Origin of the sequence: Candidatus Poriferisodalis sp., from assembly GCF_965198245.1 — a bacterium.
In the GTDB taxonomy this organism is placed as follows: domain Bacteria; phylum Actinomycetota; class Acidimicrobiia; order Acidimicrobiales; family Poriferisodalaceae; genus Poriferisodalis.
Window position 1 is genome coordinate 57646 of record NZ_OZ240249.1, and the last position, 18193, is coordinate 75838.

General features: G+C 65.6%; 22 protein-coding genes. 6 read left to right on the forward strand and 16 right to left on the reverse strand.

Annotated elements, in window-relative coordinates; genetic code table 11:
* Positions 1 to 17 precede the first annotated feature (17 nt).
* The 7 genes from ACOCMM_RS00335 to ACOCMM_RS00365 form a co-directional block, all read right to left on the reverse strand.
* A complete protein-coding gene (locus ACOCMM_RS00335; protein ID WP_419551234.1) occupies positions 18 to 932 on the reverse strand; it encodes a hypothetical protein in 915 nt (304 codons plus the stop codon).
* Positions 929 to 2107 carry a c-type cytochrome gene (locus ACOCMM_RS00340; RefSeq protein ID WP_419551235.1) on the reverse strand — a complete coding sequence of 393 codons (1179 nt, stop codon included), beginning with the start codon at positions 2105 to 2107 and terminating at the stop codon, positions 929 to 931. The genes ACOCMM_RS00335 and ACOCMM_RS00340 overlap by 4 nt, the downstream gene beginning before the upstream one ends.
* Position 2108: 1 nt before the next feature.
* Positions 2109 to 2996: a ubiquinol-cytochrome c reductase iron-sulfur subunit gene (locus tag ACOCMM_RS00345; protein WP_419551236.1), complete on the reverse strand. Its 888-nt coding sequence runs from the start codon at positions 2994 to 2996 to the stop codon at positions 2109 to 2111.
* A 12-nt stretch (positions 2997 to 3008) separates the two neighbouring features.
* On the reverse strand, positions 3009 to 3773 hold the full coding sequence (locus ACOCMM_RS00350) for a menaquinol-cytochrome c reductase cytochrome b subunit (RefSeq protein ID WP_419551237.1): 765 nt from the start codon (positions 3771 to 3773) through the stop codon (positions 3009 to 3011).
* Between the two features lie 28 nt (positions 3774 to 3801).
* Complete coding sequence (extP, locus tag ACOCMM_RS00355; protein WP_419554789.1) at positions 3802 to 4518, reverse strand: selenite/tellurite reduction operon b-type cytochrome ExtP; 717 nt, start codon at positions 4516 to 4518, stop codon at positions 3802 to 3804.
* A gap of 148 nt (positions 4519 to 4666) precedes the next feature.
* On the reverse strand, positions 4667 to 5083 hold the full coding sequence (locus tag ACOCMM_RS00360; protein WP_419551238.1) for a 4Fe-4S dicluster domain-containing protein: 417 nt from the start codon (positions 5081 to 5083) through the stop codon (positions 4667 to 4669).
* Between the two features lie 12 nt (positions 5084 to 5095).
* Complete coding sequence (locus ACOCMM_RS00365; RefSeq protein WP_419551239.1) at positions 5096 to 5530, reverse strand: hypothetical protein; 435 nt, start codon at positions 5528 to 5530, stop codon at positions 5096 to 5098.
* A 331-nt stretch (positions 5531 to 5861) separates the two neighbouring features.
* Here ACOCMM_RS00365 and ACOCMM_RS00370 point away from each other — a divergent pair, with 331 nt between their 5' ends.
* The 4 genes from ACOCMM_RS00370 (at position 5862) to ACOCMM_RS00385 (ending at position 9782) form a co-directional block, all read left to right on the forward strand.
* A complete protein-coding gene (locus ACOCMM_RS00370) occupies positions 5862 to 6638 on the forward strand; it encodes a c-type cytochrome (RefSeq protein WP_419551240.1) in 777 nt (258 codons plus the stop codon).
* A gap of 88 nt (positions 6639 to 6726) precedes the next feature.
* Entirely contained in the window at positions 6727 to 7998 is a 1272-nt protein-coding gene (locus ACOCMM_RS00375) for a geranylgeranyl reductase family protein (protein ID WP_419551241.1), read from the forward strand.
* A gap of 108 nt (positions 7999 to 8106) precedes the next feature.
* Positions 8107 to 9384 (forward strand): ATP-binding protein, encoded by a 1278-nt coding sequence (locus ACOCMM_RS00380; RefSeq protein ID WP_419551242.1) that lies wholly within the window; start codon positions 8107 to 8109, stop codon positions 9382 to 9384.
* 170 nt (positions 9385 to 9554) lie between these two features.
* A complete protein-coding gene (locus ACOCMM_RS00385; protein ID WP_419551243.1) occupies positions 9555 to 9782 on the forward strand; it encodes a type II toxin-antitoxin system HicB family antitoxin in 228 nt (75 codons plus the stop codon).
* Here the strand turns inward: ACOCMM_RS00385 and ACOCMM_RS00390 are convergent.
* The 8 genes from ACOCMM_RS00390 to ACOCMM_RS00425 all read right to left on the reverse strand — a co-directional run bounded on the left by ACOCMM_RS00390 (position 9769) and on the right by ACOCMM_RS00425 (position 15040).
* Complete coding sequence (locus ACOCMM_RS00390) at positions 9769 to 10290, reverse strand: UvrD-helicase domain-containing protein (protein ID WP_419551244.1); 522 nt, start codon at positions 10288 to 10290, stop codon at positions 9769 to 9771. The genes ACOCMM_RS00385 and ACOCMM_RS00390 overlap by 14 nt on opposite strands.
* Positions 10291 to 10399: 109 nt before the next feature.
* Positions 10400 to 10726, reverse strand: coding sequence for a hypothetical protein (locus tag ACOCMM_RS00395; RefSeq protein WP_419554919.1), 327 nt, complete (start codon positions 10724 to 10726; stop codon positions 10400 to 10402).
* A 351-nt stretch (positions 10727 to 11077) separates the two neighbouring features.
* Complete coding sequence (locus ACOCMM_RS00400) at positions 11078 to 11479, reverse strand: TA system VapC family ribonuclease toxin (RefSeq protein ID WP_419551245.1); 402 nt, start codon at positions 11477 to 11479, stop codon at positions 11078 to 11080.
* Complete coding sequence (locus ACOCMM_RS00405; protein WP_419551246.1) at positions 11473 to 11697, reverse strand: antitoxin; 225 nt, start codon at positions 11695 to 11697, stop codon at positions 11473 to 11475. The genes ACOCMM_RS00400 and ACOCMM_RS00405 overlap by 7 nt, the downstream gene beginning before the upstream one ends.
* A 258-nt stretch (positions 11698 to 11955) precedes the next feature.
* Positions 11956 to 13248 (reverse strand): glutamate-1-semialdehyde 2,1-aminomutase, encoded by a 1293-nt coding sequence (gene hemL / locus ACOCMM_RS00410; RefSeq protein ID WP_419551247.1) that lies wholly within the window; start codon positions 13246 to 13248, stop codon positions 11956 to 11958.
* 185 nt (positions 13249 to 13433) lie between these two features.
* Complete coding sequence (locus tag ACOCMM_RS00415; protein WP_419551248.1) at positions 13434 to 13811, reverse strand: Fic family protein; 378 nt, start codon at positions 13809 to 13811, stop codon at positions 13434 to 13436.
* Between the two features lie 21 nt (positions 13812 to 13832).
* Positions 13833 to 14210: a clan AA aspartic protease gene (locus ACOCMM_RS00420; protein WP_419551249.1), complete on the reverse strand. Its 378-nt coding sequence runs from the start codon at positions 14208 to 14210 to the stop codon at positions 13833 to 13835.
* 137 nt (positions 14211 to 14347) lie between these two features.
* A complete protein-coding gene (locus ACOCMM_RS00425) occupies positions 14348 to 15040 on the reverse strand; it encodes a uroporphyrinogen-III synthase (protein WP_419551250.1) in 693 nt (230 codons plus the stop codon).
* 12 nt (positions 15041 to 15052) lie between these two features.
* Between ACOCMM_RS00425 and ACOCMM_RS00430 the strand changes: the two genes are divergently transcribed.
* Positions 15053 to 15295: a hypothetical protein gene (locus ACOCMM_RS00430; protein ID WP_419551251.1), complete on the forward strand. Its 243-nt coding sequence runs from the start codon at positions 15053 to 15055 to the stop codon at positions 15293 to 15295.
* 87 nt (positions 15296 to 15382) lie between these two features.
* Positions 15383 to 15574, forward strand: coding sequence for a type II toxin-antitoxin system HicB family antitoxin (locus ACOCMM_RS00435; RefSeq protein ID WP_419551252.1), 192 nt, complete (start codon positions 15383 to 15385; stop codon positions 15572 to 15574).
* Positions 15575 to 15767: 193 nt separating this feature from the next.
* On the opposite strand, the gene ACOCMM_RS00440 is transcribed toward ACOCMM_RS00435, so the two are convergent.
* Entirely contained in the window at positions 15768 to 18140 is a 2373-nt protein-coding gene (locus ACOCMM_RS00440; RefSeq protein WP_419551253.1) for a 3'-5' exonuclease, read from the reverse strand.
* Positions 18141 to 18193 lie beyond the last annotated feature (53 nt).

An 18193-nucleotide genomic window follows, 5' to 3' on the forward strand; every position in this document is an offset into this window, starting at 1 on the left:
CAAGAAAGGCCAGCCGGTCACTGGCCCGCAGCTTCGCGCACCGCCCAGATCGCCTGGTCCCGTCGATGCAGGTGATAGCAGCCCAAGCCGAATAGCAGCGCGGCGAAGATCGACAGCAAAGCCGGACGCAGTCGCACGTTGCCGTGATCGCGCACCAGTACAACCGAGTACACGGGCTCGCTCTGGTCGATCTGGGGATCTGGGACGACGATCTTTCCTTCGTCGTCGAACAGGTTCGGATCAAGCTCGACTCTCGGCCGGTAAGGCTGGATCTGCACGACTGCGTAGTGCGGCTGACCTCTACTCGGCAGGAAGTACTGCGTGATGACGTTGTCGGGGATGCCGAGGGGCCGATATCGCTCGCCGCCTCGGATCAGCACCCGGTACGTCTTGAATTCATCCGCCGCTGAGAACAAACACGAATTCACCGCCAGCAGGCGGCGCGGGTCGGCATCGTTGCAAACGACACTGCCATCGGCAGCTGAGCGGGCGTCAGCGGCGAAGGCTTGGGCTTGGACAATCTCGGGATCGACGATTACGACGACGACGTCTTCGTCCTCCTCGTCTTCTTCCGATTTGTCCTTCACGACGATCTCAATCCAGCCGGGGGGTGGCTGATCGACACGAATGCCCTCAAGCTGCTGCACTTCGTCGACGAGCACCGTTGCGGGATTGGAGGTCACCTGCAGCACGTTCCAGCCGGGCTGGCCGCCGATCCATCCGATGCCGAACACCCACCACACGATGGACATCAGCAGCATCCAGCCCCACAGCCCGGTCCATGCGACCAAGAAGCCGAGCCGGACTCCCAGGTTGGTGGCCAGCAGCAGGTACACCGAACCGCACAGCACGGCCACGGCGAGGATGACGGCCAGGTAGCCGGTGAGAACCGGATCCCAGCGGACGATCCCGAGAAGGTGTGAGGCGGTCATTCGTCGTCTCCCGCTTCATGCAGCAGGTCGAAGCCGACCGCAGTCTGGCTCTCGGGGTCGAGGCTGCGTTCGTACTCAACGATCTTCCGGATGTCCTCTTCGTCCAACACCTTCTTGAAACCGGGCATTCCGTAGTTGCCCAATCGCGCGAATTCTCCATACGGCACGTTGTCGGCAGCGCCGTCGGAGATGAACGAGACATGTTCTTCGATGTCGGGGAACAGCCGCTCGAGGCTCACGCCGTTGAGCGCCGGACCGTAGCGTCCGGCCCCGGCAGGTCCAGGCTCGACCATGACCGTGCCGCCGTTGTTGGGAAGTTGAGCGGGTCCGCGGCCTGGCCAGCGCGGCGTGTGGCAGCGGGCGCAGTGCAGGTCGAACAGGATCTTGCCGTCGGATGCTCCTTCATACTCTTCCGACGCTCTCGCGGCCTCAAACCGTGCCGTGACCCGAGCGTTCGCCGCTTCATTGATTTCGTCATCGTCTTCGTCATCTGCTTCGTCTTCTTTACCGATCCTCGCGTCCCACAACCAGGCGACGAGATCGTCAATCTGCTGGTCGTTGTACGGACCGCCGCCTTCGAGGCCCCAAGCCGGCATTACGCCTCGGCCATAGACGATGATCTGCCGCACCTCGCTGACTTCGTCCAACGTCTCGGCATCGGTGTCGAAACGCGTGAACACGTCGTCGAGGGAAGGGGCCTCCCATGTCGTGTTGATGTTGAAGGAGTCCTTGTCGGAGAACTGGTGGCCGATGTCGAGCACCACTGGTGCGAAACGTGCGCCGCCGAGATCAGCGCCATGGCAATCGGTGCATGCCGCCGCAGCTGCGACGACTTCACCGCGGCTCACGGCCGCTTCGGAGAACGAGGTCACGGCACCCGAACGGCGACCGCCTTCGAGCATCCAGTAGATCGGCAGGACCAGCGCCATGATCAGCAGCATCAGCACACCGAAGGCCTGCACCTTCTCCAGCCGGCGGCCCTCAAGTTCCTCGTCGTCGGGCATGCGGCCGCGATTGGGCGCCAGCTCGATCTCGCTGCCCACCTCCGCCTGGGCTTGGCGAATGTTGACGAAGACATAGATCGCCCAGCCGACAACGACAATCGCCATGAGCACGATCGCGATCGAACGCTCCGTGCTTGCGGCCAGCAACTGAAGGGCTCCGGGCCCGCTCACATCATGCACAATGCGGCCCCTCGAGGCCTTGCCCCGTGGTGTCGGTGCCGATTGCAGGTCCTTGCGACACGCTCCCGGTGTCAACGAACACGTTGCCTCCCTCGATGGTCACCGGGAACCGATCCATGCCACGAGGCGCTGGGCCAGACTTCTTCTCGCCGACGCGGTTGTACTTCGAGCCGTGACAGGGGCACTCGAACCACTGCGAGCTGCCGCACACCGGCACCTTGCAGCCGAGATGCGGGCACTTCTGCCACAGTGCGACGTACCCCAGCTTTATGGCATCGAGCACGGCGCCTGAATACACGGGCTCGGCTGCGGCCTGCGTGGCCGAGTCGGTCGGGTACGGCTGAATGTAACTCTGCGCCTCGGAGAAGTACGAGAAGTTGGCCGCCGGGGTCGACGAGGCGATGGCCTCGTCCACCGATGCGATCGTGCCGATCTTGACCTTCGAGCCGAAGCCGCCCGTCGGACGAGGCCACAGGAAGGCGATCATGGCGGCGTTGAAGGTGCCCAGACCGGTCGCCATCAGAATGACCGAGGACCGGTTCAGGAACTGCCGGCGCGTGACGCCCACCTCGCTGGGAGGCGGAGGTGCCCAGTCCTGCGGCAGCTCAGGCTCGGCGACCGCCACGGGTGCCGGGCGGCGCTCCAGTGCAACTGAGCGTTCCAGCTCCCGGGCTTGTGAGCTGGCCCCGAACGCGCCGGCGTCATCGCCCGCCGCGGCCTCGCCCGCCGCGGTGGCCGCCAGCTCGTCGCGCCGACGTGTCTCGCGCGACAGGTACCCCAGGCCGGTGGCATCCCGGCGACGCAGCGAGACGAACGCGACCACCGCACCCAGCACGACGATGACCGGGATGGCAATCGCGAGAATCGTTCCGGTGGACATGCCGACGTGCTCCTACAGGTGGAAGATGCCGTGCAGACCGGTGTCCCACGGGTAGGTGAAGTTAAAGCCCTGCCCCCTGAAGAACGAGCCGATGATCACCAGCACCGCCCAGAACATGAGATGGATCGTCTGGATAGACATGGCGAACTTGCGGTCCTCCGGCCGCATGGACGGGTTCTTGTCGATGTAAGGAGCGAAGGCCAGCAGCACGAGAGCGACGCCGGGAATCGTCACGCCGGCGATCATCGGATCGAACATCGTGAGCAGTTCCTGCAGGCCCAGGAAGTACCAGGGCGCCTTAGAGGGATTGGGCGTCTCGTTGTGGTTGGCGAGTTCCAGCAGCGGCGCGTTGATGAACAGCGAGAAGACCAGCGTGAAGGCCGTGATGAATAGCGCGGCGGTGAATTCTGCTGCCAGCAAGTGCGGCCAGACATGGACCTTGTCGCCCGGGCTGGCCTTGACATCCTGGATCGAGCCCGACTTGACCACCGTCAGCAGGCGGTGGGTGTTGCCCGCCGGCCCCGCCATGAGGGGCGGCAGCGTGGTGGCCACGCCCCCGCCGGCAGCTGCTGGGCCGCCCGCGGCCATGCCCGCAACAGCGGGCGCGCCGCCGGGCTGCTGGCTGGCTTCCAGCAGTGAGCGCGGGATCGTGACACCGTCGTCGTCATCGGGCTGCGCGGCAGCCGAGGACGCGGCGTCGCCAGGCGCGGGCGCGCCGGTGGCGCGTGCCTTGGCTTCGGCGCTGCGCCTCAGGAGGTGTTCGGGGATCTCGGTCATGGCGTTCGTTGCGGGACGTTCAGGGTTCCTACAGGGGTCCCGATATACCTCCGTCCTTTCTCACTCTCCAGAAATGGATCGCCATGAAGATGACGATCACAAAAGGAAGCATCAAGACGTGCAGCACGTACCACCGCAGCAGCGTCTCCGCTCCGATCTGCTGGCCCCCCAGCAGCACAAAGCGCACTTGGTCACCGAAGACGGGTGTGAACCCCATCATGTTCGTGCCCACCGTCACCGCCCACAGTGAGAGCTGGTCCCACGGGAGCAAGTAGCCCGTGAAGCTGAGAAGCAACGTCAGTTGCAGCAGCATCACGCCGACGACCCAGTTGAACTCCCGGGGTGCCTTGTAGGCGCCGTGGTAGAAGACCCGCGCCATGTGCAAGAAGACCGTCAGCACCATGAGGTGCGCAGCCCATCGGTGCATGTTTCGTACGAGCAGGCCGAACGCAACCTGCGTGTGGAGGCTCTCGATGTCCGCCCAAGCCGCTGTATCTGTAGGTCGGTAGAAGAACATCAGGAAGATGCCCGTGATCGTCAGCAGGATGAACAGGAAGAAGCTGAGACCGCCCAGACATAGCGTGTAACTGACCTTCACCGCGTGCCGTTTTACCTTCACCGGGTGAAGGTGGTACAGGACGCTGTTCATGACTACGTACGAGCGGTTCCGGGGGCTGTCGGTGTAGCCCTTGCGGAAGATCGAACCGGGGCGGAAGACCGACGTCCAGAACTGGCTGTCCTGCATCCAATCGGCCGCCTGCGATTGCGCGTTCTGCAGACGCTGCGGCAGGTTCGGCTTGGATTTGGGGGACTCGAGAGTGTTCGCCATATGTGTTCGATCTAGGTCGACCGGGTCCTTCGCTGTCGCAGCAGTTCAAGCATCGGGGCTCGCGCTACAGACGCATTCCGTAGGCGTAGCCGTGGGTGTGGGTCCGGCCGTGGACATCGCCCGACGGCGGAGGGGTGTTGCTGACCCTGCCGAGCGTGATCACGCCGGTCGGGCAGCGGTCGACACACAGCGCACAGCGGGTGCACACGTCGTCGTCGATGATGAAGATGGCGTTGTCGGTGGGATCCAGCCCCGGCAGGTCCACGCCGACGGCCTCGTCGACCGCCTCGGTGGACACGTACCAGATGCACTTCCATGGGCAGATATCTACGCAGCCCTCGCACTGGATGCACTCGGACTGGTCGATATTGATGAACTGCTTCGGCTTGACCGCCGCATCGAGGTACGCGGCATCGACCTGATGCAGGACGTAATCGTCCCGGAACTTGGGCATCGGCGGGTTCGCGTCGTTCGCAGCCATCGGTTCGCTCTCTCAGTTGCCCTTGATGAGGGGACGACCGTAATCCGAGGTCGCCTCGGCGATGAGCTGGGCCTTGTCACGCCGCTGCCACCACTTCGACAGCAGCGGAATGCCGACGAGGGCCGCAAGGTGCTCGATCACGACCACGGTGTCGCTGACCTTCTTGAGGTCGATGCGCATCGGCGGGAACGTGATGGGAGACGTCATGAACTGTCCCTCAGTGACCAGGAAACGTTCGACCGACCAGCCCCATTCGTTGTCGGTGAGGCGGATCCAGCGGTCGGGCACGATCCCGAAGACCAGCAGCATCATCATGAACACGTAGGCCGCCCCCAACATGGCCTCGCCCCAGGTGGTGGGACGGTCAGCGGGACGGCGCTTGCCGTACCACATGAAGCCCGCAACCATCAGAGCGGTGACGAGGATCGAGGTGATGAGTGCAACCACTCTTTCGTTCCTCCCGCGTTCGGTCGTCGGCGTGTCAGGACCGCTGCAAGCTGGCGCATTCGATGCTGTACCGAGTACGTCAGCCGCAACGAGACCGGGTCAAAGATTACCGGCACCCCGGCTATGGCGCGTGATGTTCTAGCACGACAGCCTGCGGTCGCCACCGTGTCACCGCAATCCGTCACCGCAATCCGAGTTGACTTCTACTGCGCCATTGGAGTGACTGCGTGGCAGACTTGCGCCTCGGTGCGCTCGGGCGCGTATCGTGCCCTGCGAACTTGGCCCCGCCGGCAATGCCAGAACCCCTGGGGGAAACCCCGCGGAGGATCCCGTGACCGATGTTCCCGAGTACCTGCTGGAGCGCTCGCGACAGCGTCGCATTGCCTTGGGGGTGCTCGAGGACGACGGCAGCGGGGACGCTGGCGCCGCTGCTGCGACGGCGCCGGCGGCCGCTGGAGCTCCGGCGGCAGCGCCGGGCCAGGCTGAGATGATCGCTGCGGCACGCGAGGCCGCGAAGCTCGAAATCGAACCCGCACCGCCGCCTGACGCCCCATGGGTGGTCGCGGCCCAGACCCGTCACCGGATTCCGATCTGGGTGCTGCCCGTGCTGTTCTGCCTGCCGCTGTGGGCGTTCGTGTACGTGAAGCTGACCGAGCCGCCGCCCGAGCCGATCACGGCGATTACCGAAGGCGCGAGCACATACTCAGTGCGCTGCGCGAGCTGTCATGGCGGCGATGGCTCCGGTTCCGAAGGCGGTGCCGTGGGCCGACCGCTGTGGAACGGCGAGGTGCTGCTGACGTTCCCCAGCCTGGACAATGCGTTCATCGAGTGGATTTCGGTCGGCTCTGAGGGGATCGGCTTGGGGCAGGCCTATGGCGACCCGAACCGCCCAGGCGGCGCTCACATAGCCGGCGGCACCGACAACGCGGCCAACATGCCTGCATTTGGCGAGGTGCTCAGCGAGCACCAGCTGTACTCGGTCGCGCGCTATGTCCGCGAGATCATCGGCGGTGAAGAGATCAGCGACGAGATCGCGGCTGAGCGTGACGCCGAGTGGGAACACCGTGGCGGCGGCTCCGATTCCGGTGAGGGTGGCGGCGGCCACTAAGGCCCGGTTCCCAGCGCTGCGGCGCACCTGCCGGGCCCCGTTCCGCCGGGCACCGCGGCCGTGACCCAGACATCGTGACCCAGACACCGTGACCCAGACACTGGCGTGCGACGTGCTCGTCGTCGGCGGCGGACCTGCTGGCTGTGCTGCCGCCTACTGGTCGGCACGCGCGGGGCGTGACGTCGTGCTCATCGAGCGCGCGAGCCATCCACGCGAGCGCGTGTGTGGCGATGCGCTCACTCCGGTCGCGGTGGGCGAGCTCCTCGACATCGGCTGCGATCCCGGCGCCGCACGCTGGCACCGGCACCGTGGGCTGCGCATCACCGCCCACGGCCAGAGCCTCGAGGTGCCTTGGCCGGAGGGCGAACAGTGGCCTGACTACGGCGTCGTCGTGCGGCGACCGAGGCTGGATGCGCTGATGTCCGCCCGAGCGCAAGCTGCGGGGGCACGCGTGCTGACGGGCACCGAGGTCACGGCGCCGCTCATCACCGATGGTCACCTGCGGGGATGCACTGCCATCGCCACCGGCGCGGGCAGTGGGCCCGAAGGGCCGGTGGTCGCGCATGCCCGCTATGTGGTGATCGCTGACGGGCCGCGCTCGAACTTCGGCCGGGCGCTCGGCACCGTGCGAACCCGGACGTACGCGCAGGGTTTGGCGATGCGCGCGTACTACCCCACGCCCCGTCATGCCGAGCCGTGGATCGAGTCGGTCTTCGCACTCACCGATCATGCAGGCGGTCAATTGCCGGGCTATGGCTGGGTGTTCCCGGTCGGCGATGGCACCGCGAATGTGGGCGTGGGCCTGCTCAGCCATCACTACGGCAACGAGGCCATCTCGCTCGAACGCCTCTTCGAGCAGTGGACCACCCAAATTCCTGATCGTTGGGAGATTGACCCCGCAGGACCGCATTGCGCGCCGGCGGGTGGCAGGCTGCCAATGGGAGGATCGGTGCGGCCGCGCTCGGGGCCGAACTGGGTGGTGGCCGGCGATGCGGCCGGCAGCGTCAACCCTTGGAGCGGCGATGGCATCGGCCCGGCGCTGACAACGGGTCGGCTGGCTGCTGAGGTGATCGGCCGAGCACTCGACGACGACGACGGCCTCGAGCTGCGGCACTACGAGGCCGCACTGGCTGCCCGCTGGCAGCGGTACCACCACCTCGGCCGGCTGGCGACGCGCGCGCTCGGCCAGCCCGGACTGATGCGGCAGTTGACGCAGCTAGCGATTCGCTCCCCCCGGATGGGGAACCTGGCCATGCGCGTCTCGACCGACCTGCTGGCGAGCAAGGCTGGTCCCATCGGCCCCCGCGGCATCTACCGGGCGGCCTCCTCGGTAGCGCGGCTCTGGCGAGACCGCACCTGACCACCCCAGACTGTCCTCACCATCCCCTATCCCATCGTCATCACCCTGGTCTATTTTGCGGCACAAAAATGGGATATTTTGCGGTACTCATAAGGTATATTCTGCGGCATGGAAACGACTCCGCTTGCGCCCGCAGACTATGTTCCCCGAGTCGTCGACCAGCAGATGCGAGCGCTGCTGCGGACCGCACCGGCTGTGGTCGTGGAAGGCCCGCGTGCGTGCGGGAAGACATGGACCGGCCGGATGTTCGCCAACAGCATGGTGCGATTCGACCAACTCGAAGCGACGCGCCTGGCGTTGACCGTCAACCCGGCTTCGTTTCTCGTCGGCGACACGCCACGGCTGCTTGACGAGTGGCATCTGGTCGACGGTCTGTGGAACGCGATGCGTCACGCGTGTGACGACCGAGGTGCGAGCGGCCAGTTCATCTTGACCGGCTCAGTGAAACCCGTCGTTGCGGTCACCGATCACAGCGGAGCGGGTCGCGTCGCGCGGCTGCGAATACGCCCGATGTCGCTGTGGGAGTCCGGTGACTCGACCGGCGTCGTTTCGCTGGCGGGCCTGCTCGCTGGCGACATCTGCGCAGCCGATCCTTGCGAAGCGGATCTCACCCGCATCGGGGAATTGATCTGCCGCGGCGGCTTTCCGCGTCTCGTCACGATGGATCCACTCGATGCGCGGGCGCGCCTGCGCGATTACCTGCACGACCTTTCTCAGATCGACCTGGTGACGGGCGACACCGCGGCTCACGACCCACACAAGATGTTTGCGTTGTTCACGTCGCTCGCCCGCAACGAAGCGACATCAGCGTCGCTGACGACTCTGGCCAACGACACCGCGAGCTTTGGCGGGCCGTCAGATCGCGACACGGTTAGCCGATACCTCGACAGGCTGACCGACGCATTCGTCATCGAGCCATTGCCAGCATGGTCAACGCACCTGCGCAGCACGGCAACGCTTCGTTCCAAACCGAAGCGTTACTTCGTCGACCAGTGCCTCGCGACCGCCGCACTGCGGGCCTCCCCGGACGGCTTGGTCGCTGATCTCGAAGCGCTCGGCTTGCTGTTCGAGTCTCTGGTCATCCGAGATCTTCGTGTCTACGCCGGGGCCTTCGATGCCGATGTCATGTATTACCGCGACAGCAAGGGCCTGGAAGCTGATGCGATCATCACGCAAGGTGCCGGCGACTGGGCCGCCGTCGAGATCAAACTCGGCGGTACCGCCGCCATCGAAGCAGCGATCACATCGCTGCGCTCTTTGCGCGCCAGGGTCGACCCCCGACGCGCCGGCGAACCTTCGCGCCTCATCGTCGTCACAGCGGTAGGCCGAGCCTTCGAGACCGACGACGGCATAGCCGTCGTCCCCATCACCCACCTCCGCCCCTGAACTGTCCACCATCGGTCCCGATGTGCGCTCGCAGTCTTGGGCCTCAGAATGGCGGGCCAGCGGCGGGACTTCCGGTTGTGACCGGCGAGATGACCGGACGCAAGGACGCGCTGTCGGGGAGGTCGCGGTTACCGCCGATTCCGCGTCGGGATTAACTCTCCACGAGCGCCATGTTCAACACAAACGGCCAGCTGGGAGATGCGGGCGTGCGGACCACGAAGATCGTCTACCGACAAGAGGACGAATGGTGGCTCGGCTACCTCGAGGAATTCCCTGGCTATTGGACGCAAGGCGAGACGTTGAAGGACCTCGAGGAGCGTCTGCGCGATCTCCACGCGGATCTGACGAGCGGTGAATTGTCCGGAGTGCGCCGCGTCGCCGACCTCACGCTGGCGTGAAGCGGGCTGAGCTGATCAAGCGAATCCGCGCGACAGGTTCGATCTTGGTTCGGCATGGCTCAAGACACGACTGGTATCGCGCCCCAATATCGGCGCGTATCAGGCGGTGCGCGCCGGTACAGGCCATGGCTGCCTCGATGATCTGACGCGTGTTTCGGTAGTTGACGACCAGCACTTCGCTGCGGCCTCGAACTTCAATGCCCGCATCACTCAGTGCGAAGCCTCCGGAATAGACACGCTGGGCGGCATCGCCGACAATCAGCAGCGAGTTGTGGCCAAGCACGAAGCCGTGCCCTTCGCCGGTCTCGTAAGGGACGCGTTCGGCCACCAACGCGCTCAGCAGCTCTAGGCCAATCTGGGTCAGGTCCTGCGATTCGTCGACAAGCACGGCGCGGTACCACGGCTGCGGAAGCGACCGCACGTAGTCACGTGCTCGGCGGATGCGGTCGTCGAAGTGTTCGAGACCCCTGTCCTCCATCATTTCGCGCCATGCGATGGGGCGAACCACGTCGCGCTTCGCCCGCGCGAACGCGCTCTTCGACTGTGAGATGTTGACGCTCGCCTGCGGGCCACCGCAATGCTCGTCGATCTCTTGGCATAGGCGGTCCGCGAGCTGGTCAAGCCGCTCGATGCAGTGCCACGGTGGTCTTGCCGGTACCCGCTGAGCCGCTTACCCGGGCAGGGCCAGTGAAGTCGCGTTCGACGATGTCGCGCTGCGAGGGGTGCAGGAAGATCATCCAGTCCTCGATCGGAGCTTCGGCGAGGCGCTTGACTTCGTCGGCGTTCAGCGTGATCGAAAGCGCGGCCGCGGCACCACGCTCGGTGATGTCTCGAGCGAACTGCTCGACAGCCGCTTGCTCTGCCGCGGTTAGCTGATCGCGGCGCCATGGGTCAGGATGAACATCGTGCAGTTCAAACAAGAGTTCGAGCAGCGAGAGTCGCAAGGCGATGTTGTGGTTTCCCGGCCAATGACCTCGTCCTTCGTCGGCAGGTGTTCTTGAGGCTCTTGGACATACGGGTCCGTCTTGGCGTGGCGTTCTGTTGACGGAAGGCCATCTTCAACCGGCTCGCTTGCAGGCATCGCCTCGGTCGGTGGCGGCGAAGTCGGCAGGTTCCTGATGCGCTCAGCCCGCTCATAGACCGCGTCGTGATGACCGGCGTGGACCAGCTCGCTCGTTGCTCCGAGGCGCAGATCGCGGGCGACATGCACCGTCGTGCTCGACACGAGCGATGAGGCTAGGCCCACCCGTTGTTGCCAGCCGTGCTCGATGCGGCAAGGACTTCGGTTCGTGCGCTCAGGCCCCGATCAGCAGCGTCGCGTCGGGGCGGAGCAGCGCGAGGCCGCGATCAAGGGTCGCGACAACGCCACCGTGGTGCTCGGCCAGCGCCGCAAGGTAGGCGTCGGTGACTTGCCGGTGGCCGATGACCCCACGCAGTGACGCATCCCCGTAGCCGAGGTTGTCGGGCCAGAAGACATGATTCGGTTGCCGTGAGATGGCTTCGAGTGCCGTGAGAGCAGCTTCTGCAGATCTGCCTTCGCGGATCAACAGTCGCAACAGCGCTCCCTGGGTAATCGGGCATGTGGCAACCGCACCTTGATGCTGCGCGAGCCACGAGTGCGCCCTGCCGTGATGCACATGACTCGGCACCGTCAGTGCGATCAGCAGATTGCTGTCCGCCAGCGCCACCTTCACCATTCGTCCTCGAGCGACCTGACGTCCTCGATGGTGATCGGTCGGTCGAGGTTTACCGTGGGCCACCCAGTTTCGTGGGATGAGTCACGGGTGGCGCTTCCGGTACCGGTGGCCTTACGGAGCATCTCCACGATGACCCCGCTGAGGGTCTTGTGCTGCTGATGGGCCAGCTCGCGGGCGAGAGCGTGCAGGTCGTCGGGCAAATCGACGGTGGTGCGCATCACCGCATCATAACATCGGTGTGCAATGATACGCAAGGCCGCGGCGCAACAGCGACGGACAGCCACCCTGCTCCCCGCCACGAGCGTCACAGGCTCGCCCGTCACGACTGAGAAGGTAACGACCTCGAAGCGGGCGCCATTGTCGGGCGACACGGGGACTGGTAAATCAGAACGGGTCGGCGGACGCCAATGCTGACGCATCACCACCATCTGTTGACGACCAGATGCGCCTGTCGGTCTCGTCGTACACTTCAATGATCACGCTGCCGTCGTTCCACGGGGGGCGAACTCGGCGATCGCCGCGAGAGCATCGTCGATGACCTCGGTGGTGTGGGCGAGGCTGACGAACATCGCTTCGTAGGCACCAGGCGCGAACGCCACGCCACGGGCCAGCAGCTCGGCGTGCAGTCGGGCGTAGGCTTGCTCGTCGGTGACGCGGGCATCGTCGTAGTTCGTCGGCACCCAACCTGGTTCGGGGCCCGCGCCGCAGTACAGGCCGACCAGTGTGCCGACCTGGCAGACGACGGCATCGAAGCCGGCGGCCGCGAGGACCTCGCGCAGGCCGTCGGTGAACCGGCCAGCCCGCTCTTCCAGTTCCGCGTAGGCCGCAGGTGTGAGCTGCTCGAGAGCCGCCAATCCCGCCGCTGTGGCGAGCGGATTCCCTGACAGTGTCCCGGCTTGGTACACGGGACCGGTCGGCGCAAGCGTCTCCATGATCTCGGTGCGTGCTCCGAGCGCTCCGATCGGCAGTCCGCCGCCGATCACTTTGCCGAAGCACGAGATGTCGGCCGTCACCCCGTAGCGCTCGGCCGCGCCGCCCGGGCCGAGACGGAAACCGGTGATGACCTCGTCGAAGATCAGCAGCGCTCCCGCTGCGTCGCAGGCTTGGCGTAGGCCCTCCAGGAAGCCGGGCGCGGGCGGAACCAGACCCATGTTCGCTGCCACTGGCTCGACGACCACCGCAGCAATCTGGTCATCGAGTTCCGGCACGACGTTGTAGGGCGCAACGACTGTGTCGGCCACCGCGCTCGGCGGGACCCCGGCCGAGCCCGACAGCCCGAGCGTGGCGACTCCGCTGCCGCCAGCAGCGAGCAAGGCGTCGGCGTGGCCGTGGTAGCAGCCGGCAAACTTCACGATGCGCGGCCGGCCGGTGACACCTCGCGCCAGCCGCACGGCGGTCATTGTCGCCTCGGTGCCGCTGCTGGTCAGCCGGACCTGCTCGACTCCCGGGACTGCGCTGGCAATGCGCTCAGCCAGCGCCACCTCGCGCGCTGTGGGCGCTCCGTAGGAGGTGCCGTCGGCCGCTGCTGATGCCACCGCTTCGGTGACAGCCGGGTGGGCGTGGCCAAGAATGATCGCCCCATAAGACTGCACGAAATCGATGTACTGCCGACCCTCGACATCGAAGACGTATGGCCCCTCGGCCCGTGCCACGAAGTACGGAGTGCCCTCAACGGCACCAAACGCACGCACCGGCGAGTTGACCCCGCCGGGAATCACACGCTGGGCTGCCTCGAACAGCGCTGCATTCGTTAGGTGCGGCTCCGTCACGGCCTCGCAGCGTACGCCACGCTTACCGGATGAATCGCTGCCGGCCTGCCGCGACCAAGCCGCACCGCGGGCACATGCGAAATCAGGCGACGCAGCCTCTCGGGTCCCTGACATCGCGCATCGACATGGAGCGCCGGAAGCTGGCCCAGCAATGCACCGCTAGGGCATCGGGGCTTCGCTTGTGTTCAGGTGGCGTCGGGGGGCCATGCGGTTGATGGCGTCGACGGCATCGATGACTTCATGCGCGACCCAGACGCGGGCTCGCCCGGCACGGTGACTGACCCGGCACCGAGGAGTTGATGGATCAGCAGCCGTCCGACCCGGCCGCTGCCGTCGGCGTAGGGATGGATCGTCTCGAATTGAGCATGAGCTACGGCGGCGTGCACCACACGATGGACGTCGCTGCGCTGCACGAAGCGCACCAGGTCGTCCATCAACGCCGGAATCCTCCCGTGGGGTGGTCCCTCGAAATCTGCGGTTTGACGGGTGGAGCCGATCCACACCGCGCAATCTTGCCACGCACCGAGGTGGCGTCGCAGCAATTCGGGGTCTGAGGCCAGCAAGCGGCGGTGGCGGCGGCAAGCTCAGGCAGGCGCTAGGGCTTTGAGGCGGACAGCGGACAATCGCTTCAGTTGCTGGTTCCGCGGGTCCACCTCGATGCCGGCGGATTCGAGCGCTGTCAGGCCGAGCAGCGGCTCTGTGTCGTCGTCTACGAAGATCACCGAGCCCCAGACGGTCTGGTCCATGAACTCGAACTCAGCGTGGGCAACATCGAACTCCTTCGAGGTGCCGTCGGCGAGCTCGAAGGTGCGCGTGGTTCTCGGCGTGATGCCGATGAACTCCAAGTGCTGGCGCGGCACGAGGGAATCGATGGCCCCCGTGTCCACCAAGAACTCGCCTTCCCACGTCCGATCGGGGTCGGCCGGGTTCTTGACGATGACAGACACATGTGTTGCGCCCATGGTGAGCCTCCTCTTGCTTGCAACGCGGAACGACGGCATCGGTCGTCCGCGGCGGGGAGTCTCACGCGCGGCGTCTATGGGGTTCGAATGATTTTCTGGCGTGCGAGTCACGGCACCAGTGTTGCAGAGCGCTCTTATCAGCCATTCCCAGCAGCAATCACTGCTTCGATGAGACCGTCGTCGGAGGGGCGGCTGGCAACGGCTGCCACGGGCAGGTCCGCCTCGGCGCACGCAGCCGCAGTGGTGCGGCCGATGCAGATCACCTTGCCGCTGACCGGTCGGTCGCCGATCTGGGTCAGGTGCCCGTGCACCGCCGAGGGCGAAGCGAAGATCACCGCATCCGCGGCAGCCATATCGGCAATGAGATGGTCCGACAGTGTGGGCGTGACCGTGCGGTACGCACTGACCGCGTCCACCGTCCAGCCGCGTGCTCGCAGTCCGTCGACGAGTTCGGGGCGGGCTTGGGCCGAGTGCGGCACAAAGCACGCGTCGTCCGGTCGTGGATCGGGGAAGGCCGCAGCGAGGCCAGCACCGTCATTGCGGTCGGGCACGAGGTTGGCAGGGCGGTCCAATTCGGCCTCGACGCGGGCGGCGGTGGCAGGACCGACGGCTGCGACACGAATACGCGCGAAGCGACGGTGCACTCCGCGACGGTCGGCGCGAGCGAGCGTCGCCGCGACCGCGTTGGGTGACGTGAATGCAACCCAGCTGAACTGTTCGAGCCGCAGCAGTGCATCATCGAGCGGCTGGCCGCCGTCCAGCGGGGGTACCACCGCGATGGCCGGCGCGATCACCGGGTGCGCACCGTGCTCGCGAAGCAGCTCCGCCAAGGGACTCGCTTGGTGCGAAGCCCGCGTGACGACAACCGTGTGACCACCGAGCACGCCGATCTGGCCTTGCGTGCGCTCGGCCAGCCCGGGTTGATGCGAAAGCTGACGCAGCTGGCGATCCGCTCCCCCCGGATGGGGAACCTGGCCATGCGCGTCTCGAACGATCTGCTGGCGAGTCCCGATGGTCCTCGCGCGGACAGGCAGATCTACCGAGCGGCCTCCTCGCTGGCGCGGCTCTGGCGAGACCGCACCTGAGCCCCGCGGCCGGCGCCGATTCCGCGCCGGGTTTAGCGCTCCACGGGCGCTATGTTCAACGCAAACGGCCAGCTGGGAGATGCGGGCGTGCGGACCACGAAGATCGTCTACTGGCAAGAGGACGGGTGGTGGCTCGGCTACCTCGAGGAATTCCCTGACTATTGGACGCAAGGCAAGACGTTGGACGACCTCAAGGAGCACTTGCGCGATCTCCACGTGGATCTGACGAGCGGTGAATTGCCTGGAGTGCGCCGCGTCGCCGACCTCACGCTGGCGTGAAGCGGGCCGAGCTGGTCCGGCGGATCCGTGCGACAGGATCGGTCTTGGTTCGGCACGGTTCCAAGCACGACTGGTATCGGAACCCCGAGACCAGCACGTAACAGGCGGTGCCGCGCCACAACGAGATCAATGAACGACTCGCCCGGCGGATCATCAAGCAATTGAGCCCACCGAACGACTGACGTGTGAACCGTCAGGCAGCCGGGACGCGGATCGTCTCGAAATGGTCACGGCCATGGTCAATGAGCGAGTGCGGCTTCTCGCTGCACACGACGTAGAGAAAGTCGCGGGCGCGGGTCATGCCGACGAAGAGTTTGGATGCTGCCAGTGCCTCGGCATCGGTCCGTTCGCCTGGGTGGAGGCCCTTGTTCGCGGTGAACGGCCACGCTCCGTGCGAGATGCCGAGAAGAAACACCACCTTGAACTCGAGACCCTTCGCCCGGTCAAGCGTGCCGACTTTGACTCCACCGCCGCCAAGCGTTGAGTTCTTCAGATTCTGAGCCTCCAAGCCCGAACTCTTCAGCATGTTGAGGGCAGCGTCGACATCGTCGTTTTGGGCAGCGAACACGCCGAAGTCGTTCAGGGCGAGTTCCTCGTTGGCGTCCCGTAGCTGTGCGATCTCAGCAGCGACCCAGCGACGCTCACCTGGTTTGTTGGCGGCTATGACCAGCCTGGGCCGCACGCCATCGGTCGCCGCGTCGCGTTCGGCGTCACTACGGCGTACGACCGACCCGCTTCCTTGTTCGGCCTCAAGGTCGGCGACAGCGAAGCTGCCGACGCACGCGATGGCTGTCTCGATGATCTGGCGTGTGTTGCGATAGTTGCGCCCGAGATTGTGGCTGCGACCGCGCACGTCTACCCCGGCAGCTCGCAGGGTGTACCCGCCTGCGTAGACCCGCTGCGCCGCGTCGCCAGCAATCAGCACGGAATCCCGTCCCAACTCGTGGTGGGGCGGTCCCTGAGTCGTCGGAACCCGACGAGCTACGAGCGCGCACAGCAGTTCGAGGCCGGTCTGAGTCAGGTCCTGCGCCTCGTCCACAATGACCGTGCGATAGCGCGGCTCTGTCAGCGAGCGGACGTAGTCGCGGGCGCGTCGCATCCGGTCTTCGAAGTGCTCCAGTCCTTTCGCGTCCATAAGGTCGCGCCACGCCAAGCAGAGCTCCCAGACTTGTTCCCGCACGGAACGCCGGAACGGCATCTCGCGACCAATCCGGTCGATGCTCAGGTAGCCGTCGAGGTCGTCGATACCGCGGCCAATGATGACTCGCTGGATTTCCTCGCGCAGGTAGCCGTCAGAGCAGCCCAGTTCGTGCAGCGGCGTGCCCGGCTTGACAATCTCCTTCTTGGCGAGCGCAAAGGTGTTCTCGTTCTGCGCCCCGTTCCAATTGCCCAGGTCACCAGCTTCTTCGCACAACTCGGCTGCAAGCAGGTCAATATTGGTGAACGTGACAGCGTCGGGCACCGAGCCGGGCAGCCGCCCATAGAGCGCCTCGAGAACGGGCACCAAGGTCTTCACGTAGGTGGTGAACAGGATCGACAGCGGCTCGGTGCCGAACATGTCGGCCTCAGGCGGGTGCTTGGCGAGCCAAGCTGCACGATGCAGCGCCACCGTGGTTTTCCCTGTGCCGGCCGAGCCGCTGACGCGAGCTGGGCCAGCGAAGCTGTGTTCGACGATCTCGCGTTGATCGGGGTGCAGAAAAAGCATCCAATCTTCAATGGGTGCGGCCGCAAGATGCCGCAGTTCCTCGGTGCCAAGCTCGGCCGACAGCGCCGCCGCCGCCCCTTGCTCAGTGATGTCCCTGGCAAACCGCTCAACCGCGGCCGTCTCGTCGTCGGTCAGCCTTGCCTCGCGCCAGTCTTGCGGGGACATCTCGGACAGATCGACAAGCAAGTCGAGCAGATTTGCGCGCACCGACGCCTTGGCATCGCCTGGCCAACCGGTCAGCAGCACGTCCTCGACGTCATCTTCCGTCGCGCCGACCAGCGCCGCTGCCTGCGCTTCCGAGATTGCGACGAACTGATCACTCTGAGCCCCTCCAGCCGATTCGCTGCTACGAACCTCGAGATACTCATGCAGGTCTTCGACGGGCCACATCCACAGCAGAGGCCGCTGAGTTGCCTCAAACGGGGTCTCCGACTTCTCCGACACATCCGCCGCCCTTGGCTTGTCATGGCGGCTCGTCGGCACCGGCTTTCCGTCGCCGTCGGCGGAGACCACGCGGCCTGCCGATTCCGGCGTTACCGGTGCGGGCGGCGGCGCTCCGATGGTCTCGGCGCGGCTGTACGCCGCGTCATGGTGGTCCACATACACGAGGTGAGCGACCGATCCGTGACGCGTCAGCAGGATGCGAAGCTCCTTGGATGCACGCATCGACCACAACTGATCGGCCGGGCTCTTGCCGCGCAGCTTCTTGAGCTTCAGCCCAGGCAGTGCCGGGTTCTCCAAGTAGAGCATCACCGCAGCGTTGACCTGATGCTGCTCGTCGCGAGTAAGGCGGCGCAATGAGTCGCTGTAATCCGGCGACAGGCGCACACTCGGCAGACCGGCAACGGCAGGCGGGGTCACGACCGGCGACGCTATGCGAGTCGGTCGCGCAGATTCAAGGCTCGGGCGATGCC